Below are 15661 nucleotides of genomic sequence, written 5' to 3'. Positions count from 1 at the left end.
CGCCTAGTGCGGATACAGCGCGCCCAGGATGCGCGCCCCGCGCGCTCCCGTCACCGCCGGCACGCTGGCCGGCACCCTGTCCACATGCGCCTGCGCCAGCCAGGCAAAGGCCAGCGCTTCCACCCATTGGGCGGGCACGCCTTCGCTGTCGGTGGGGTGCACAGGGCGCTGCAGGCAGTCCGCCAGATCGTTTATCAACCCCGTGTTGCGCGCTCCGCCCCCGCACACCAGCACGTCGCGCGCGTGCGGCAACGTGGCTTGCAGGGCGTCGGCCACGGTGCGGGCCGTCAGGCGCTGCAGCGTGGCCTGTACGTCCGCGGGCGCCAGCGAATCGGCGCCGTAGGCGTGCAGGCGCTGCGACAGCCATGCGGTGTCGAACAGATCGCGCCCCGTGGATTTGGGCGGCGGCAGCGAGAACCAGGGCTCGCTGTCGATCAGGTGCCGCAGCAGTCCGGCGTCGACGCTTCCGGTGGCGGCCCATCGGCCTTCGTTGTCATAGGCCAGGCCGGTATGCTGGCGGCACCACGCGTCCAGCAGCATGTTGGCGGGACCCGTATCGAAGCCGCGTGGCGGACCGTCATCCAGCAGCGTCAGGTTGGCGATGCCGCCCAGGTTGAGCACCGCGCGCGGCTGCGTGCCGCCGAACATGGCGGCATGAAAGGGCGGCACCAGCGGCGCGCCCTGTCCGCCGGCGGCCACGTCCCGGCTGCGGAAATCCGCCACCACGTCGATGCCCGTCAGTTCGGCCAGCAGGGCCGGCGCGTTCAATTGCAGCGTGTAGCCCAGTTCGGGCCGATGCCTGACGGTCTGGCCGTGCGCGCCGACGGCCGTGACGGACGAGGCGGGCAGGCCGGACTGCTCGAGCAGTTCGGCCACGGCCTGCGCGTACAGCCGGGCCAGGGCGTTGCCCGCCAGCGCCCCGCGAGCCAGCTCGTCGGCGCCGCTGCGGTTCAGCGCCAGCAGTTCGTCGCGCAACTCGGCGGGCATGTCCAGGCTGACGCTGGCGTGCAGGGCGGGCCGTGTGCCCGCTTGCAGGCTCACCAGCACGCCGTCCACGCCGTCCGTGCTGGTGCCGGACATCAGGCCAATGAAAAAACGGCCCGTGGCGATGCCGTCCGGGCCGTCGATGATGGTCGGCATGAGGAAGTCGCCGTCAGCGCGCCGCCACAGTGGTGCTGCCTTCGGGCGGCGTCTGCTGCAGGGCGGTCAGCATCTCGATCTGTGCGCGATAAGGCGCGACCGCGTCCGCGAAGGCCTTGCGCTCATTGGCTTCCAGCGTGCGGGCCACGGGCAGGTCGACGGAAAGCGGATCGACGGGACGGTTGTCCACGCGGAACTCGTAGTGCAGGTGCGGGCCGGTGGCCCAGCCCGTGGAACCGACGTAGCCGATAAGCTGGCCTTGCGACACCGTGGCGCCCTTGCGGATGCCTTCGGCCAGCCTGCTCTGGTGGCCATACAGGGTGGAGTACTGGCCGTGGTGCTTCACGATAACCACGTTGCCGTAGCCGTTCTGCCAGCCCGCGAACTCGACGGTGCCGTCAGCGGTGGAGTGGATCGGCGTGCCCGTGGGGGCGGCGTAGTCCACGCCCTTGTGGCCCGTCCAGGTCTTGTGGATGGGGTGCATGCGCATGCCGAAGGTCGAGCTGATGCGCGTGAACTTCAGCGCCGTGCGCAGGAAGGCGCCGCGCAGGTTGGTGCCTTCGAAGTCGTAGTACGCCCCCGACTTGCCGTCGGGATTGAACCAGACCGCGTTGTAGGTCTTGCTGCCGTTGACGAACTCGACGGCGAGCACGCGCCCGGCGCCGGCATAGCGGCCGTCGTGCGAGCGGGTTTCGTACACCACGCGGAACTGGTCGCCCTGGCGCAGGTCGCGCAGGAAATCCATTTTGGAGCCCAGGATTTCGGCGATCTGCAGCGTGATCGAATCGGGCACGCCGGCCGCGTCGGTGGCCGCGAACAGCGACGAGCGGATGGTGCCCACCGCCACGCGCGTTTCGAGGCGGGTGCCTTCGGTGACTTCGCGTGCCGTGTAGCCGTCGGCGCCGTCGCTTTCGACGTACAGCATGCGCGTGGAGACCTGACCGTCGTCCTCGGCGCCCGGGGTGTGGATGTAGCGCAGCCACTGCAGGTTGCCGGCTTCGTCGACCGCGGCCTGCACCGAGCGGCCGGGGTACAGCTTGTAGATGCTGCGGGCGCTGGCGTCGTGCGTCAGGAAGCTTTGCAGCCTGGGATTGTCGATGTCCAGGCGCTGCAGCACCGTGGCCAGCGTGTCGCCGCGGCGGATGCGGGTTTCATTGATGTAGGGCGCGTCGGTGGCGGTGCTGACCTGCATCTGTTCGGCCGACAGCGGCATCGGGCTGTTCACCAGTCGCAGCGGAGGCAGTTCGGTGTGGTCGGGCTGTTGCACCATGCCCAGCGCGGCGGCGCCGGCGAACAGGCCCAGCGCGGTAACCACCAGCGTTCGGCGGATGAGGGCTCCGCCGCGGGAAACCGTTTGTTTGGGGGGGGCGATCAGGACGGCCACCTTGTGTCGTATGCTGCGTACCAGGCAGTCCAGGCCACGATTCATCGCGTGTAGACCCTCCTGGCGGCACGGATTTGCGGATGCGGCCGTCTGGGCGCTGCCCGGCCCGGCCTGTGCCGAACGATGGGGCGCGCCTCATGTGGCGCAACGGGAAAACTATGGATGTACAGCAGCACAACCGTCATATGACAGTTGCGTATGATTAGGGCAGTATGCTAGCGGATTCGGATAGAATTTTCGACCGCTTTTTGTCGAATTTACACCTTTTTTGCACCTATGCGGTGCAGTAAAAATTACAATGGCCTCTTCCAACCCCCCGTCCGACGCCGCTCTGTCCCCTGAAGTCGAAGCCGATCTGCGCGTTGCGCTGCGCGGCTGCGACGAACTACTGGTCGAGACGGAATTCGCCCGCAAGCTGGCCAAAAGCCGTTCCACCGGCGTGCCGCTGCGCATCAAGCTGGGCCTGGACCCCACCGCGCCCGACATCCACCTGGGCCATACGGTGGTACTGAACAAGATGCGCCAGCTGCAGGATCTGGGGCACAACGTCATCTTCCTCATCGGCGACTTCACCGCCACGATCGGCGATCCCAGCGGCCGCAATTCGACCCGCCCGCCGCTCACGCGCGAGCAGATCGAGCACAACGCCCAGACCTACTATGCACAGGCGAGCCTGGTGCTCGATCCCGCCCGCACCGAGATCCGCTACAACTCCGAGTGGTGCGACCCGCTGGGCGCGCGCGGCATCATCCAGCTGGCCTCGCGCTACACCGTGGCCCGCATGATGGAGCGCGAAGACTTCACCAAGCGCTTCAAGGGCGGCGTGCCCATCGCCGTGCATGAATTCCTGTACCCCCTGCTGCAGGGCTACGACTCGGTGGCGCTCAAGTCCGACGTCGAACTGGGCGGCACCGACCAGAAGTTCAACCTGCTGGTCGGCCGCGAGCTGCAGAAGGAATACGGGCAAGAGCCTCAGTGCGTGCTGACCATGCCGCTGCTCGAGGGCACCGACGGCGTCGAGAAGATGTCCAAGTCCAAGGGCAACTACATCGGCATCTCCGAGGCGCCCGAGTCCATGTTCGGCAAGATCATGTCGATCTCGGACACGCTGATGTGGCGCTACTTCGAGCTGCTGTCGTTCCGTTCGCTGGAAGATATCGCCGCGCTGCGCGCCGAGACCGAAAACGGCCGCAATCCGCGCGACGCCAAGGTGATGCTGGCCCAGGAACTCGTGGCGCGCTTCCATTCGGCGCAGGCCGCGGAAAACGCGCTGTCCGCCTTCGAGGCGCGCTTTCGCGATGGCGCCATGCCCGAGGACATGCCCGAGATCGCCGTGGCCGGCGCGCCCATGGGCATCCTGCGCCTGCTGCGCGAAGCGGGCCTGGCGGCATCCAGTTCCGAAGCGCAGCGCAATCTCGAGCAGGGCGGGGTGCGCATCGATGGCGTGCGCGTGGACGACAAGTCGTTGCAATTGGCAGCCGGCAGCTATGTGCTGCAGGTCGGCAAGCGCAAGTTCGCCCGTGTTAATTTGGGCGGGTAGGAAGCGCCTACGGTACTTCTCCAGGAGCAAGACATGAAACTCTCGAGTCTGTCCTTCGCCGATAACGAAACCATCCCCGAACGCTACGCGTTCGGTCGGGTAGACCCCAAGTCGCATGTCGCGCTGGCCGACAACTGCAACCCGCAGTTCTCGTGGGACGACGTGCCCGACGGCACCAAGTCCTTCGCACTGATCTGCCACGACCTCGACGTGCCGTCCAAGCCCGACGACGTCAACCAGGACGGCCGCACCGTGCCCGCCGACCTTCCGCGCGTCGACTTCTTCCACTGGGTGCTGGTCGACCTGCCGGCCGACCTGCGCGAGATCGAGGAAGGCGCGTTCTCCAGCAGCGTCACCCCGCGCGGCAAGGGCGGTCCGCTGGCGCCCCTGAACGCGCGCCAGGGCCTGAACGACTACACCGGGTGGTTCTCGGCCGACCACGACATGAGCGGCGAGTATTTCGGCTACGACGGTCCGTGCCCGCCCTGGAACGACGAGCTGGTGCACCGCTACAAGTTCACGCTGTATGCGCTGGACGTGGCCTCGCTGGGACTGCAGGGCAGCTTCAAGGGCGCGGACGCGCTGCATGCCATGCAGGGCCACGTGCTGGCGCAGGCGTCCGTCACCGGCACGTACACGCTCAACCCGAACCTGGCGCCGAAGCAGATCGGCGCCACGTCCAGCACCTGACACGGGGCAGCAACCCGCCGACGCCGGGCCGCGCCGCGATCACCGTACTCCATGGAACTGCGTCAGCTGCGGTACTTCGTGAAGGTTTGCGAACTGGGCAGCCTCGGCCGCGCGGCCCTCGAGCTCGGCGTCGTCACCTCCGCACTGAGCCAGCAGATCAGCCGGCTCGAAAGCGAGCTGTCCACCCGGCTGCTGCAGCGCAGCGCCCGCGGCGCCGTTCCCACCGATGCGGGCCTGGCCTTCCTGCAGCAGGCCCAGCTCACGCTGCGACACGCCGACGGCGCGGTGCGCGCCGCGCAGCAGGCGCGGCTGTCGGGCCACGTCAGCGTGGGGCTGGCGCCGAGCACCGCCACGGTGCTCGGTGTGCCCCTCATGCGGGCCATGCAGGCACGTTATCCCGAGGTGCGCCTGCACATGGTCGAGGCGCTGTCCGGCCACTTGGCCACCATGCTCAATGCGCGCCAGCTCGATCTGGCCGTGGTGTTCCAGACCGGCGTGCCGCGGCGCTGGAGCGTGACCCCGCTGCTCGACGAAAAGCTTTTCCTGGTGGCCGCCACCACGCTGGCCGAGCGGCCGCGGGCGGCGCGCGTGCGGCTGCAGCAGCTTGCTCAGGTGCCGCTGATCCTGCCCACCCATAGCCATGGCCTGCGCGCCACGCTGATGGGCTCGTTCGCGCAGAGCGGCATCCAGCCGCGCATCGTGGCGGAGGTCGACGGGCTGGCCCTGCTGATGGCGGCCGTGCGCGACGGCTATGGGGCCACGGTGCAGCCTGGCGCGGCCGTCACGGGTCACCACGAGGGGCTCGCGCTGGCGCAGATTGCCGATCCGCACGTCGGCCGGCGCAACGTGCTGGCAAGCCTGTCGGACGACGAACTGTCGCCCGCCGCGCTGGCGACCCGCGTGGTGTTGGCCGAGACGGCGCGCAATCTGGTCACCCAGGGGCGCTGGGCCGGCGCGACCCTTCTCGAAAACTGAACACCTGTTGCCTTACCCTGCCTTTCGCGTGAAGAGCAGGTTGCCTACAGTCCCCGCTTCCCCTTGAGGAGGCGAGCGAGAGTGATCGATGTACTGGTGGTGGGCGGCGGCAATGCCGCGCTGTGCGCCGCGCTGACCGCGCGCGAGGCCGGTGCGAGCGTGCTGCTGCTGGAGGCGGCGCCCAAGGCCTGGCGCGGCGGCAACTCGCAGCACACGCGCAATCTGCGCTGTATGCACGACGCGCCGCAGGACGTGCTGGTCGAGTCCTATCCCGAAGAAGAGTATTGGCAGGATCTGCTGAAGGTGACCGGCGGGTTGACCGACGAACACCTGGCGCGGCTGGTGATCCGCGCCTCGTCGACCTGTCGGGGCTGGATGCGGCGCCACGGCGTCAGGTTCCAGCCGCCGCTGTCGGGCACGCTGCACGTGGCCCGCACCAACGCCTTCTTCATGGGCGGCGGCAAGGCGCTGGTGAATGCCTATTTCCGCAGCGCCGAGCGGCTGGGCGTGCAGATACGCTACGAGACCCCGGTGGTCGGCATCGAGATGGACGACGCGCGCCGCTTCGTCGCCGTGCTGACCGAAGGCGGCGAGCGCATCGCCGCCCGCACCTGTGTGCTGGCCTGCGGGGGTTTCGAATCGAACCGCGAATGGCTGCGCGAGGCCTGGGGCCAGAACGAGCGCGGCGAGTGGCCGGCCGACAACTTCCTGATCCGCGGCACGCGCTTCAATCAGGGCGTGCTGCTGCGCCACATGATCGACCAGCATGGCGCCGACAGCATCGGCGATCCTTCGCAGGGCCACATGGTCGCCATCGACGCGCGCGCGCCGCTGTACGACGGCGGCATCTGCACGCGCATCGACTGCGTGTCGCTGGGCGTCGTGGTCAATCTCGAGGCTCGGCGCTTCTACGACGAGGGCGAGGACTTCTGGCCCAAGCGCTATGCGATCTGGGGTCGCCTGGTCGCGCAGCAGCCGGGCCAGCTGGCTTATTCCATCATTGACCAGAAGGCCGTGGGCCGCTTCATGCCGCCCGTGTTTCCGGGCACCACGGCGCCCACCCTGCCCGAACTGGCGCGCAAGCTGCAGCTGGACGAGGCCGCGTTCATGAAGACGGTGAACGACTACAACGCCGCGTGCCGGGTCGGCACCTTCGACCACACCACGCTGGACGATTGCCATACCGAAGGGCTGGCGCCGCCCAAGACGCACTGGGCGCGGCCCCTCGACACGCCGCCTTTCCACGCCTACCCGGTGCGGCCCGGCATCACCTTCACCTACCTGGGCCTGAAGGTGGACGATACGGCGGCCGTGCGCTTCGCAGGCCAGCCCAGCCCCAACCTTTTCGTGGCGGGCGAGATGATGGCCGGCAACGTGCTGGGCAAGGGCTACACCGCGGGCGTCGGCATGAGCATCGGCACCGCGTTCGGCCGCATCGCGGGCGCCCGCGCGGCACGCGAGGCCGGGTATGAAGAGCAGGCGCAACAACAGGAGGTCGTCGATGCAGCAGGTCATTAAGCTCGTGGAACGGGCGAAAGCGCAGGCCGATGGCCACAACGTCGGCGGGGCGCTGTCGGCGGCGCCGGCGCAGCCTGCCCTGGCGCTGGGCGCCGAGGAGGCCGAAGTCGCGCGCCTCCTGCAGATCTGCAACGCGTGCCGCTACTGCGAAGGTTTCTGTGCGGTGTTTCCCGCGATGACGCGTCGCCTGGAATTCGGCACGGCGGACGCCCACTACCTGGCCAACCTCTGCCACAACTGCGGCGCGTGCCTGCATGCCTGCCAGTACGCGCCGCCGCACGACTTCGGGGTGAACGTGCCCAAGGCCATGGCCGAGGTGCGCGTGAAGACCTATCAGGAGTACGCCTGGCCGCCGGCCATGGGCCGGCTGTACGAGCGCGCCGGCCTGACCGTGGCGCTGGCGCTGGCGGGCGGCCTGGCGCTGTTCCTGGTGCTTGCGGTGGCCATGACGGGATCGCTGGTGCACGAGCCGCTGGCGGGCGACTTCTACGCCATCTTCCCGCACAACCTGCTGGCGGCAGTGTTCGGCGTGGTGTTCGGCTTCGTGGTGTTCGCGCTGGGCATGGGCGTGCGCCGCTTCTGGCGCGAGGTGACGCCCGCGCGCGACTATTCCGCCGGGGCCGTCAGCGCCGTGCGCGGCGGCGCCGCCGCCGAGGCGGTGCACGACGTCGCACGCCTGAAGTACCTGGACGGCGGCCATGGCGAAGGCTGCAACGAGGAGAGTGATCGCTACACGCTGTGGCGGAGGCGGTTCCACCACTTCACGTTCTACGGCTTCATGCTGTGCTTCGCCTCGACCTGCGTGGCCACGCTGTATCACTACCTGCTGGGCCTGCAGGCGCCGTATGCGCTGACGAGCCTGCCCGTGCTGCTGGGCACGACGGGCGGCATCGGCCTGCTGATCGGTCCCGCCGGGTTGCTGGCGCTGAACCTGCGGCGAGACCCGCAGCATGGCGACCGTCGCCAGCGGCCCATGGACCGCGGGTTCATCGTCCTGCTGCTGCTGGTCAGCGCCACCGGGCTGGCGCTGCTGGCGCTGCGCGATACGCGCTTCATGGCCTTGTGGCTCGCGATTCATCTGGGTACCGTGATGGCGCTGTTTCTCACGCTGCCCTATGGAAAGTTCGCCCACGGCATCTTCCGCTCGGCCGCGCTGTTGAAATATGCGATCGAGAAACGGCTGCCCAGCAAGCTGCAGCTGGGCGCCGATTGAAGCGCCGGGGTTCGCCCCGGTCGTATAAAAAACAGAGGAGACAGACTCATGTTCAGCAAGAACCGCCGCGCCGCGATCGCCGGCGCGCTTTCGATGGCCGCTGCCGCGGCCGCCATATTGCCGCTGCAGGCCCGGGCCCAGGAGTTTCCGCCCGCCAGGCCGGTCACCCTGGTGGTGGGCTTTGCGCCGGGCGGCGCGGCCGACGCCGCCGCGCGCCTCATCGCCAAGAAGCTGGGCGAGAACATCGGCCAGTCGGTCGTGGTGGAGAACCGCGGCGGCGCGGGCGGCAACATCGCCCACCAGCAGGTGGCCAACGGGCCGACGGACGGCACGATGCTGCTGTTCGGCTCGATAGGGCCGCTGACCATCGCGCCGCACATCATGAAGGTGGCCTACGACCCGTTCAAGGACCTCGCGCCGCTGTCCGGCGGAGTGAACTTCCCCAACGTGCTGGTCGCGAACAAGAGCCTGGGCGTGAAGAACCTGGCCGAGTTCGTGCAGCTGTCGAAGAACAAGCCCGGCAGCGTGGACTTCGCCTCGACCGGCGCGGGCTCCGCGTCGCACCTGGCGGGCGAGCTCTTCAACCAGCGCGCGGGCATCGACATGGTCCACGTGCCGTACAAGGGCGGCGCGCCGGCACTGCAGGACCTGCTGGGCGAGCGCGTGGCCTCGTACTTCGCGGCGCCGCCGACCGCCATGCCGCACGTCCAGACCGGCAAGCTGGTGCCGCTGGCCACCACCGGTCTGAAGCGGCCGGCCTACCTGCCGGACATTCCCACCGTGGCCGAGGCCGGCTATCCCGGCTTCGAGGCGCTGAACTGGTATGCGTTCGTCGCGCCGGGCAAGACGCCGGAGCCGCTCCTGGAGCGCTGGAACGTCGAGATCGTCAAGGTGCTGAACGACCCGGCCATGAAAGAGGCGCTGGAGAAGCACGGCCTGACCCCCCAGCCCACCACGCGCGCCGAGTTCGCGGCCTTCATGCGGGCCGAATCCGAGAAATGGGGGCGGGTGGTGCGCGAGAGAAAGATCGTCGCGCAGTGAGCGCGGAAACTCCTGGAACAAGGGATTGTATGAACGGCGCTCAAGCCTGCCATGAGCGCCCTTCGCCCAAGTGTGCGAACCGCGCGGCTTGAATGCCAAATGCCGCGATTCGTCGGGGTTTCCCCGCAGAACCGGGCGCATGGCGCGGTAAACTAGCCGTCATCCGAGCGACACGCAGCAATCCCTTACCCATCCAGGAATCTCCATGTTCGACCGCAATCTCAGCATCGCCCAGGTGGACCCCGACGTCTGGGCCGCCATCCAGAAGGAAGACGAGCGCCAGGAACAGCACATCGAGCTGATCGCCTCCGAGAACTACGCCAGCCCGGCCGTCATGCAGGCCCAGGGCACGCAGCTCACCAATAAGTACGCCGAAGGCTACCCGGGCAAGCGCTACTACGGCGGCTGCGAATACGTGGACGTGGTCGAACAGCTGGCCATCGACCGGCTCAAGCAGCTGTTCGGCGCCGAGGCCGCCAACGTGCAGCCCAACTCGGGTTCGCAGGCCAACCAGGGCGTGTACAACGCCGTCCTCAAGCCTGGCGATACCGTGCTCGGCATGAGCCTGGCCGAAGGCGGCCACCTGACGCACGGCGCCTCGGTCAACCAGTCGGGCAAGCTGTACAACTTCCTGGCCTACGGCCTGGACCAGAACGAAGTGCTGAACTACGCCCAGGTCGAACAACTGGCCAAAGAGCACAAGCCCAAGCTGATCGTGGCCGGCGCCTCGGCCTATGCCCTGCACATCGACTTCGAGCGCATGGCCCGCATCGCCCGCGAGAACGGCGCGCTGTTCATGGTCGACATCGCACACTACGCCGGCCTGGTGGCGGGCGGCCAATATCCCAATCCGGTGCCGCACGCCGACTTCGTCACGTCCACCACGCACAAGTCGCTGCGCGGCCCGCGCGGCGGCGTCATCATGATGAAGGCCGAGTACGAGAAGGTCATCAATTCGGCCATCTTCCCGGGCATCCAGGGCGGTCCGCTGATGCACGTCATCGCCGCCAAGGCCGTGGCGTTCAAGGAAGCCCTGTCGCCCGAGTTCCAGGACTACGCGAAGCAGGTAGTGGCCAACGCCAAGGTGCTGGCCGACACGCTGGTCAAGCGCGGCCTGCGCATCGTGTCGGGCAAGACCGAAAGCCACGTCATGCTGGTCGACCTGCGTCCCAAGGGCATTACGGGCAAGGAAGCCGAGGCGGTGCTGGGTCAGGCGCACATCACGGTCAACAAGAACGCCATTCCCAACGATCCCGAGAAGCCCTTCGTCACCAGCGGCATCCGCCTGGGCACGCCGGCCATGACCACCCGCGGCTTCAAGGAAGCCGAAGCCGAGCTCACCGCCAACCTGATCGCCGACGTGCTGGACAACCCGCGCGACGAAGGCAACATCGCGTCGGTGCGCGCCCGCGTCAACGAGCTGACCCAGCGCCTGCCCGTCTACCGCTGAGCCGCGCGGCCCCGCGGGCTTCCGTCCTCATTACAATAGGCGCCATCACAGGCATACGGGAGCCCGCATGAGATGCCCTTTCTGCGGCAACGCCGATACCCAGGTTGTCGACAGCCGGGTATCGGAAGAAGGCGACACCATCAGGCGTCGCCGTCGCTGCCTGTCCTGTGACAAGCGCTTCACCACCTACGAACGCGTCGAACTGGCCATGCCCTCCGTGGTCAAGCGAAACGGCAGCCGCACCGAGTACGACGCCGCCAAGCTGCGCAGCAGCCTGGCCCTGGCGCTGCGCAAGCGTCCCGTCAATACCGTCCAGGTCGATGCCGCGGTGGCGCGCATCGAAGAGGTGCTGCTGGCCAGCGGCGTGCGCGAAGTGCCCAGCGAGCGCATCGGCGAGCTGGTCATGGCGGAACTGAAGAAGCTCGACAAGGTCGCATATGTGCGCTTCGCGTCGGTGTACAAGAGCTTCGAGGACATCGGCGAATTCGTCGAGGCCATCCGTGAAATGCAGGGCCCCATGCTGCCGGGCAAGCTGCGCAAAGAGTGAGTAGGGCAGGGCGGCAGTACCCACAGCAACAATATGTCGATCAGAAAAAGAATCGTGGCCTCGGCGGTCGCCGTGGCCATTTCGGCCGTCTTGGCGGGGTTGGCTACGCCTGCCGCGCGGGCCGTCGCTCCCTCCGCGCCAGTGGCCTCCATTCCGGCCGTCGTCTCGGCCGCGACGCCGCCCTTGCTTACCGCCAAGGCGTGGCTGCTGCTGGACGCCACCAGCGGCCAGGTGCTGGGCGCCAGCAATGCCGACCAGCGTATCGAGCCGGCATCGCTCACCAAGGTCATGACCGCCTACGTGGTGTTCCAGGCGCTGAAGGCGCGCGAGATCACGCTGGACCAGCAGGTGCTGGTGTCCGCGCGGGCCTGGAAGGTGGCGCCGGGCAGCTCGAAGATGTTCCTCGAGCCCGGCACCCGCGTATCGGTCCGCGACCTGCTGACGGGCCTGTTGGTGCAGTCCGGCAACGACGCGGCGATCGCGCTGGCCGAGGCCGTGTCGGGCTCGGTGGAGGCCTTCGTGCAGCGCATGAACGAACAGGCCGCCGCGCTGGGCCTGCACGCCACGCATTTCGCCAGCCCCCACGGCCTGCCCGATCCGCAGACCTATTCCACCGCGCGAGAGCTGGCCATCCTGGCCGCTCGCTACCAGCGCGACTTCCCGGAATCGCGCGCGTACGACACGATCCGCCAGTTCACCTACAACAAGATCACGCAGTCCAACCGCAACCGGCTGTTGTGGCTGGATCCGACGGTGGACGGCCTGAAGACCGGGCACACCGAGTCCGCCGGCTATTGCATCGTCGTCTCGGCCCAGCGTCCCGCCGGCCCCCTGCAGCGCCGGCTGATCTCGGTGGTGATAGGCACCGCCTCGGACAAGCTGCGCACGCAGGAGAGCCGCATGCTGCTTGAATGGGGTTATCGCGCCTTCGATACCGTGCGTCTCTATGCCCAGGGCGAGGCCGCCGGCAGCGCCGAGGTGTGGAAGGGCGCCAGCGATGCCGTGAAGACCGGTTACGCCAGCGACGTCTACCTGACCGTGCCGGCGGGCGCCCGCATCGACCGGCAGGTGCGGCAAGCGGATACGCTGGTCGCGCCCCTGGCGGCGGGCGACCGGATCGGCACCGTGCAGGTCAGCGTGGACGGCAAGCCCGCCGTGCAGGTGCCCCTGGTGGCGCTCGAGCCCGTGGCGCAGGCCGGCATCGCCGGCCGGGCCTGGGACACGGTAAGGCTCTGGTTGCGTTAGGGCCTGTCAACGCCAGATTGCCGTACGCGTGACGGCGCGAAGCCGCGCTAGCCGACGCGCAGCGCGCCCGGCGATCCCTCCGCATGGCGCCGCCACACGCGGCGCAGATGATGCGCCGAGCCGAAGCCCGCGCGCTCGGCCACCCGTTCCAGGTCCAGCCGCGTCTCGCGTATCAGCTCGCTGGCCAGCGCCAGCCGGATGCGATAGACGTATTCCATGGGCGTGCAGCCCGCGTGCTCGGCGAACAGCCGGTTCAGGTGGCGCGAGCTGGTGTGCGCCTGGCGGGCCAGCAGGTCGGCCGACCAGGCGGCGGCCGGATCGCGCAGGATGGCGTCCTGCACTTTGTGCACGCCCGGATGCAGATGGTTGCGTCCGTCCAGCCAGGGCGACAGCGCGGGGTCGTTGCCGGCCCTTCTCAGGTACACGACCATGTCTCGGGCCGTGGCGGCCGCGATCTGCGGGCCGCAGGTCCGCGCCACCAGGTGCAGGGCCAGGTCGATACCGGCCGTGATGCCGGCGCTGGTAAGCATCGCGCCGTCCTCGACGAAGATGCGGTTGTCGTGCACCCGGGCGCCCGGTTCGAGCGCGGACAGCTGCTGCAGGCAGTCATGGTGGCTGGTGCATTCGCGGCCATTCAGGAGCCCGGCCGCGGCGGCCACCAGCGCGCCCGCGCAGACCGACATCAGGGTGAAGCCATCGGCGGGCTGGCGTTCGGCCAGCCATCGCACCAGCGCGCGCATGGCGGCAGCATTCCAATCGGGGCTGGCGCCGACCACCCCCGACAGCACCACCAGCGCATCGGCCGGCAGCCGCCGCGGCAGGGGCTGCAGTCCGCCCAGGTGCAAGCCGGCCAGGCCGCTTTCCACGCTGGGCTCGGGCCCGCAGTAGTGCATCGCGAAGCTGCCCGGCGCGAACTTGTTGGCCGCGCGGAACGCCTCGGCCGGGCCTGCCAGGTCCAGCAGCACGATGTCTCGCACCACCACGAAGTACACCGGGATCATGACGGCGGGCGCGTCAGGCCAGCGCGCGTGCCGCCGGCAGCACGTCGGCGAAGCGGCCCTGCAGCACCAGTTCGGTCCGCTCGCGGAGATCCTGCGGCGTGAACCGCTTGCCCGAAGCGGCCTGCATGGCGAAGGTCAGCGTGGCGTCCATGGCATAACGTACCTTGAATCCTGCGTCCGAGGCATGCCGTGCCGTGGTTTCGCAGCATTGCTCGGTGCGGATGCCGCTGATGACGACGGATTCGATATCGTTGCGTTGCAGCCAGTCGAGCAGCGTGCCGCCGGCGTCGTCGCGCGCATACAGCGCCGAGTGCACCGTCTTGTGGAACACCGCGGTGGGGGCGATGCGCAGTTCGCGCAGCGTGGCGACGTGGCCCGAGGCGAGCGAGAAGGGCTCCGCGGGATCGTCCGTCTGGTCCACATGGAAGACCTGCAGCACCGCCACGCCCCGCGACGACGCGTCGTCGATCAGGCGCTGTTGCGCCGACAGGTATGCGGCGAACTCGCTGTCGTCCCAATACGGACGCTGGCGGAAGGATTCCTGGACATCGATGACGATCAAGGCCTGTTTCATGGCACGCTCGTGAAAGTAGGAAATTGGCGGGATTGCGGGCATATTGTGCGCCCGCGCCGCTGGCCGGGCGAGGCCGGCAACGGACCGCCGCCGGACCGATCCGGACATCCCCCACGGTCCGGCCGGTGCCGCGGCGCCGTGCGGCCGGGCGGGCATGCAAGCGGGCATACAATCGAAACTCCATGACCCATACCGACCCTCACGACCTGGACTGGATGCGGCGCGCGCTGGCGCTCGCGCGCGGCGTGCTGTACACCACCACCCCCAATCCGCGCGTGGGCTGCGTCATCGTGCGCGACGGGCAGGTGCTGGGCGAGGGCGCCACGCAGCCGCCCGGCGGCCCGCATGCCGAGATCCGCGCGTTGCGCGACGCCACCGAGCGCGGCCATTCCGTCGAGGGCGCCACGCTGTACGTCACGCTGGAACCCTGCAGCCACCATGGCCGCACCCCGCCTTGCGTCGATGCCGTCCTGGCGGCGCGTCCCGCGCGCGTGGTCGTGGCCATGGGCGATCCCAATCCCCAGGTCAACGGCCGCGGGCTGGCCCAGTTGCGGGCCGCCGGCATCGCGGTCGACGTAGGGGTGTGCGTGGACGAGGCCCTCGAGCTGAATCCGGGCTTCGTGGCGCGCATGCAGCGCGGCACGCCCTGGACCTGGCTGAAGCTGGCGGCGTCGCTGGATGGCCGCAGCGCCCTGCACAACGGCATGTCCCAGTGGATCACGGGCCCGGAAGCGCGCGCCGACGGCCATCACTGGCGCGCGCGCAGCTGCGTGGTCCTGACGGGCATGGGAACCGTGCTTGCGGACGATCCCCAGCTGAATGTGCGCGAGGTGACAACCACCCGGCCGCCGCGCAAGGCGGTGGTCGATGCCCGCTACGCCATCCCCGAGAACGCCCGGTTGCTGGACGGCTCCGAGGTGCTGGTCTTCACGGCCCGCTCGGATCCGGCCAAGGCCGAACGCCTGGCGCGGCGCAACGTGCAAACCATACTGATGCCCGGCGACCAACCCCAGCGCGTCGACCTGGACGGCATGATGCGCTGGTTCGGCGAGCATGACGTGAACGAGGTGCACGTCGAGGCCGGCGCGGGCCTGTCGGGGGCGCTGCTGTCCGCCGGGTGCGTGGACGAGCTGCTGGTGTACCTCGCGCCCATGCTGCTGGGCGACGCCGCAGGCATGGTGCGCATGCCGATGATCGATCACCTGGACGGCGCCCAGCGTTTCGAATTTACCGATTTCACGCGCGTGGGCGCCGATGCGCGGCTGCGCGCCCGCGTGGCGGCGCGCTGGCAGGCCCTGCGGCAGGGCCTGGACGGCGCCCCGCGCTGAACACGATATCCAAGG

Annotated in this window: 14 protein-coding genes; 10 read left to right on the top strand and 4 right to left on the bottom strand. The window is 68.8% G+C overall.

The genetic code is table 11. The features are described from left to right. Positions 1-3 precede the first annotated feature (3 nt). Positions 4-1140, bottom strand: coding sequence for an anhydro-N-acetylmuramic acid kinase (locus CAL15_RS20835; RefSeq protein WP_086080232.1), 1137 nt, complete (start codon positions 1138-1140; stop codon positions 4-6). 13 nt (positions 1141-1153) lie between these two features. Then, entirely contained in the window at positions 1154-2569 is a 1416-nt protein-coding gene (locus tag CAL15_RS20830) for a M23 family metallopeptidase (protein ID WP_086080231.1), read from the bottom strand. Between the two features lie 253 nt (positions 2570-2822). On the opposite strand from CAL15_RS20830, the gene tyrS reads away from it, so the two are divergent. The 9 genes from tyrS to CAL15_RS20785 all read left to right on the top strand — a co-directional run bounded on the left by tyrS (position 2823) and on the right by CAL15_RS20785 (position 12743). Beyond that, the gene (gene tyrS / locus CAL15_RS20825; protein ID WP_086080230.1) at positions 2823-4064 is read left to right on the top strand and encodes a tyrosine--tRNA ligase; all 1242 of its coding nucleotides are present in this window, start codon (positions 2823-2825) and stop codon (positions 4062-4064) included. Between the two features lie 33 nt (positions 4065-4097). Then, positions 4098-4754 (top strand): YbhB/YbcL family Raf kinase inhibitor-like protein, encoded by a 657-nt coding sequence (locus CAL15_RS20820; RefSeq protein WP_086080229.1) that lies wholly within the window; start codon positions 4098-4100, stop codon positions 4752-4754. 51 nt (positions 4755-4805) lie between these two features. After that, positions 4806-5729: a LysR family transcriptional regulator gene (locus CAL15_RS20815; RefSeq protein WP_086080228.1), complete on the top strand. Its 924-nt coding sequence runs from the start codon at positions 4806-4808 to the stop codon at positions 5727-5729. A gap of 81 nt (positions 5730-5810) precedes the next feature. After that, the gene (gene tcuA, locus CAL15_RS20810; RefSeq protein WP_086080227.1) at positions 5811-7247 is read left to right on the top strand and encodes an FAD-dependent tricarballylate dehydrogenase TcuA; all 1437 of its coding nucleotides are present in this window, start codon (positions 5811-5813) and stop codon (positions 7245-7247) included. Continuing rightward, a complete protein-coding gene (gene tcuB, locus CAL15_RS20805) occupies positions 7231-8460 on the top strand; it encodes a tricarballylate utilization 4Fe-4S protein TcuB (protein ID WP_086080226.1) in 1230 nt (409 codons plus the stop codon). Before tcuA ends, tcuB begins: the two co-directional genes overlap by 17 nt. A 48-nt stretch (positions 8461-8508) precedes the next feature. Continuing rightward, on the top strand, positions 8509-9501 hold the full coding sequence (locus CAL15_RS20800) for a Bug family tripartite tricarboxylate transporter substrate binding protein (protein WP_420042516.1): 993 nt from the start codon (positions 8509-8511) through the stop codon (positions 9499-9501). 205 nt (positions 9502-9706) lie between these two features. Beyond that, the gene (gene glyA / locus CAL15_RS20795) at positions 9707-10951 is read left to right on the top strand and encodes a serine hydroxymethyltransferase (protein WP_086080225.1); all 1245 of its coding nucleotides are present in this window, start codon (positions 9707-9709) and stop codon (positions 10949-10951) included. 67 nt (positions 10952-11018) lie between these two features. After that, positions 11019-11498, top strand: a complete 480-nt coding sequence (nrdR, locus tag CAL15_RS20790) for a transcriptional regulator NrdR (protein ID WP_086080224.1) — start codon at positions 11019-11021, stop codon at positions 11496-11498. Positions 11499-11531: 33 nt separating this feature from the next. Next, on the top strand, positions 11532-12743 hold the full coding sequence (locus CAL15_RS20785; RefSeq protein ID WP_086080223.1) for a D-alanyl-D-alanine carboxypeptidase family protein: 1212 nt from the start codon (positions 11532-11534) through the stop codon (positions 12741-12743). Positions 12744-12790: 47 nt separating this feature from the next. On the opposite strand, the gene CAL15_RS20780 is transcribed toward CAL15_RS20785, so the two are convergent. Together CAL15_RS20780 and CAL15_RS20775 are read right to left on the bottom strand one after the other, a co-directional pair. Beyond that, on the bottom strand, positions 12791-13744 hold the full coding sequence (locus tag CAL15_RS20780; protein ID WP_086080222.1) for a GlxA family transcriptional regulator: 954 nt from the start codon (positions 13742-13744) through the stop codon (positions 12791-12793). Between the two features lie 13 nt (positions 13745-13757). Further along, the gene (locus CAL15_RS20775; RefSeq protein WP_086080221.1) at positions 13758-14318 is read right to left on the bottom strand and encodes a cysteine hydrolase family protein; all 561 of its coding nucleotides are present in this window, start codon (positions 14316-14318) and stop codon (positions 13758-13760) included. A 215-nt stretch (positions 14319-14533) separates the two neighbouring features. Between CAL15_RS20775 and ribD the strand changes: the two genes are divergently transcribed. Next, the gene (gene ribD, locus CAL15_RS20770; protein WP_086081222.1) at positions 14534-15646 is read left to right on the top strand and encodes a bifunctional diaminohydroxyphosphoribosylaminopyrimidine deaminase/5-amino-6-(5-phosphoribosylamino)uracil reductase RibD; all 1113 of its coding nucleotides are present in this window, start codon (positions 14534-14536) and stop codon (positions 15644-15646) included. Positions 15647-15661 lie beyond the last annotated feature (15 nt).

Source organism: Bordetella genomosp. 13 (assembly GCF_002119665.1).
Classification (GTDB): Bacteria; Pseudomonadota; Gammaproteobacteria; order Burkholderiales; family Burkholderiaceae_B; genus Bordetella.
This window is presented reverse-complemented; position numbering and strand designations above follow the sequence as displayed.

Bases quoted from the DNA above. Each gene is read 5' to 3' on its own strand.
- tcuB (WP_086080226.1), top strand. From the start codon at position 7,231: ATGCAGCAGGTCATTAAGCTCGTGGAACGGGCGAAAGCGCAGGCCGAT.
- CAL15_RS20785 (WP_086080223.1), top strand. From the start codon at position 11,532: ATGTCGATCAGAAAAAGAATCGTGGCCTCGGCGGTCGCCGTGGCCATT.
- CAL15_RS20835 (WP_086080232.1), bottom strand. From the start codon at position 1,140: ATGCCGACCATCATCGACGGCCCGGACGGCATCGCCACGGGCCGTTTT.
- CAL15_RS20815 (WP_086080228.1), top strand. From the start codon at position 4,806: ATGGAACTGCGTCAGCTGCGGTACTTCGTGAAGGTTTGCGAACTGGGC.
- CAL15_RS20775 (WP_086080221.1), bottom strand. From the start codon at position 14,318: ATGAAACAGGCCTTGATCGTCATCGATGTCCAGGAATCCTTCCGCCAG.
- glyA (WP_086080225.1), top strand. From the start codon at position 9,707: ATGTTCGACCGCAATCTCAGCATCGCCCAGGTGGACCCCGACGTCTGG.
- CAL15_RS20830 (WP_086080231.1), bottom strand. From the start codon at position 2,569: ATGAATCGTGGCCTGGACTGCCTGGTACGCAGCATACGACACAAGGTG.
- CAL15_RS20820 (WP_086080229.1), top strand. From the start codon at position 4,098: ATGAAACTCTCGAGTCTGTCCTTCGCCGATAACGAAACCATCCCCGAA.
- CAL15_RS20800 (WP_420042516.1), top strand. From the start codon at position 8,509: ATGTTCAGCAAGAACCGCCGCGCCGCGATCGCCGGCGCGCTTTCGATG.
- tyrS (WP_086080230.1), top strand. From the start codon at position 2,823: ATGGCCTCTTCCAACCCCCCGTCCGACGCCGCTCTGTCCCCTGAAGTC.
- CAL15_RS20780 (WP_086080222.1), bottom strand. From the start codon at position 13,744: ATGATCCCGGTGTACTTCGTGGTGGTGCGAGACATCGTGCTGCTGGAC.
- ribD (WP_086081222.1), top strand. From the start codon at position 14,534: ATGCGGCGCGCGCTGGCGCTCGCGCGCGGCGTGCTGTACACCACCACC.
- nrdR (WP_086080224.1), top strand. From the start codon at position 11,019: ATGAGATGCCCTTTCTGCGGCAACGCCGATACCCAGGTTGTCGACAGC.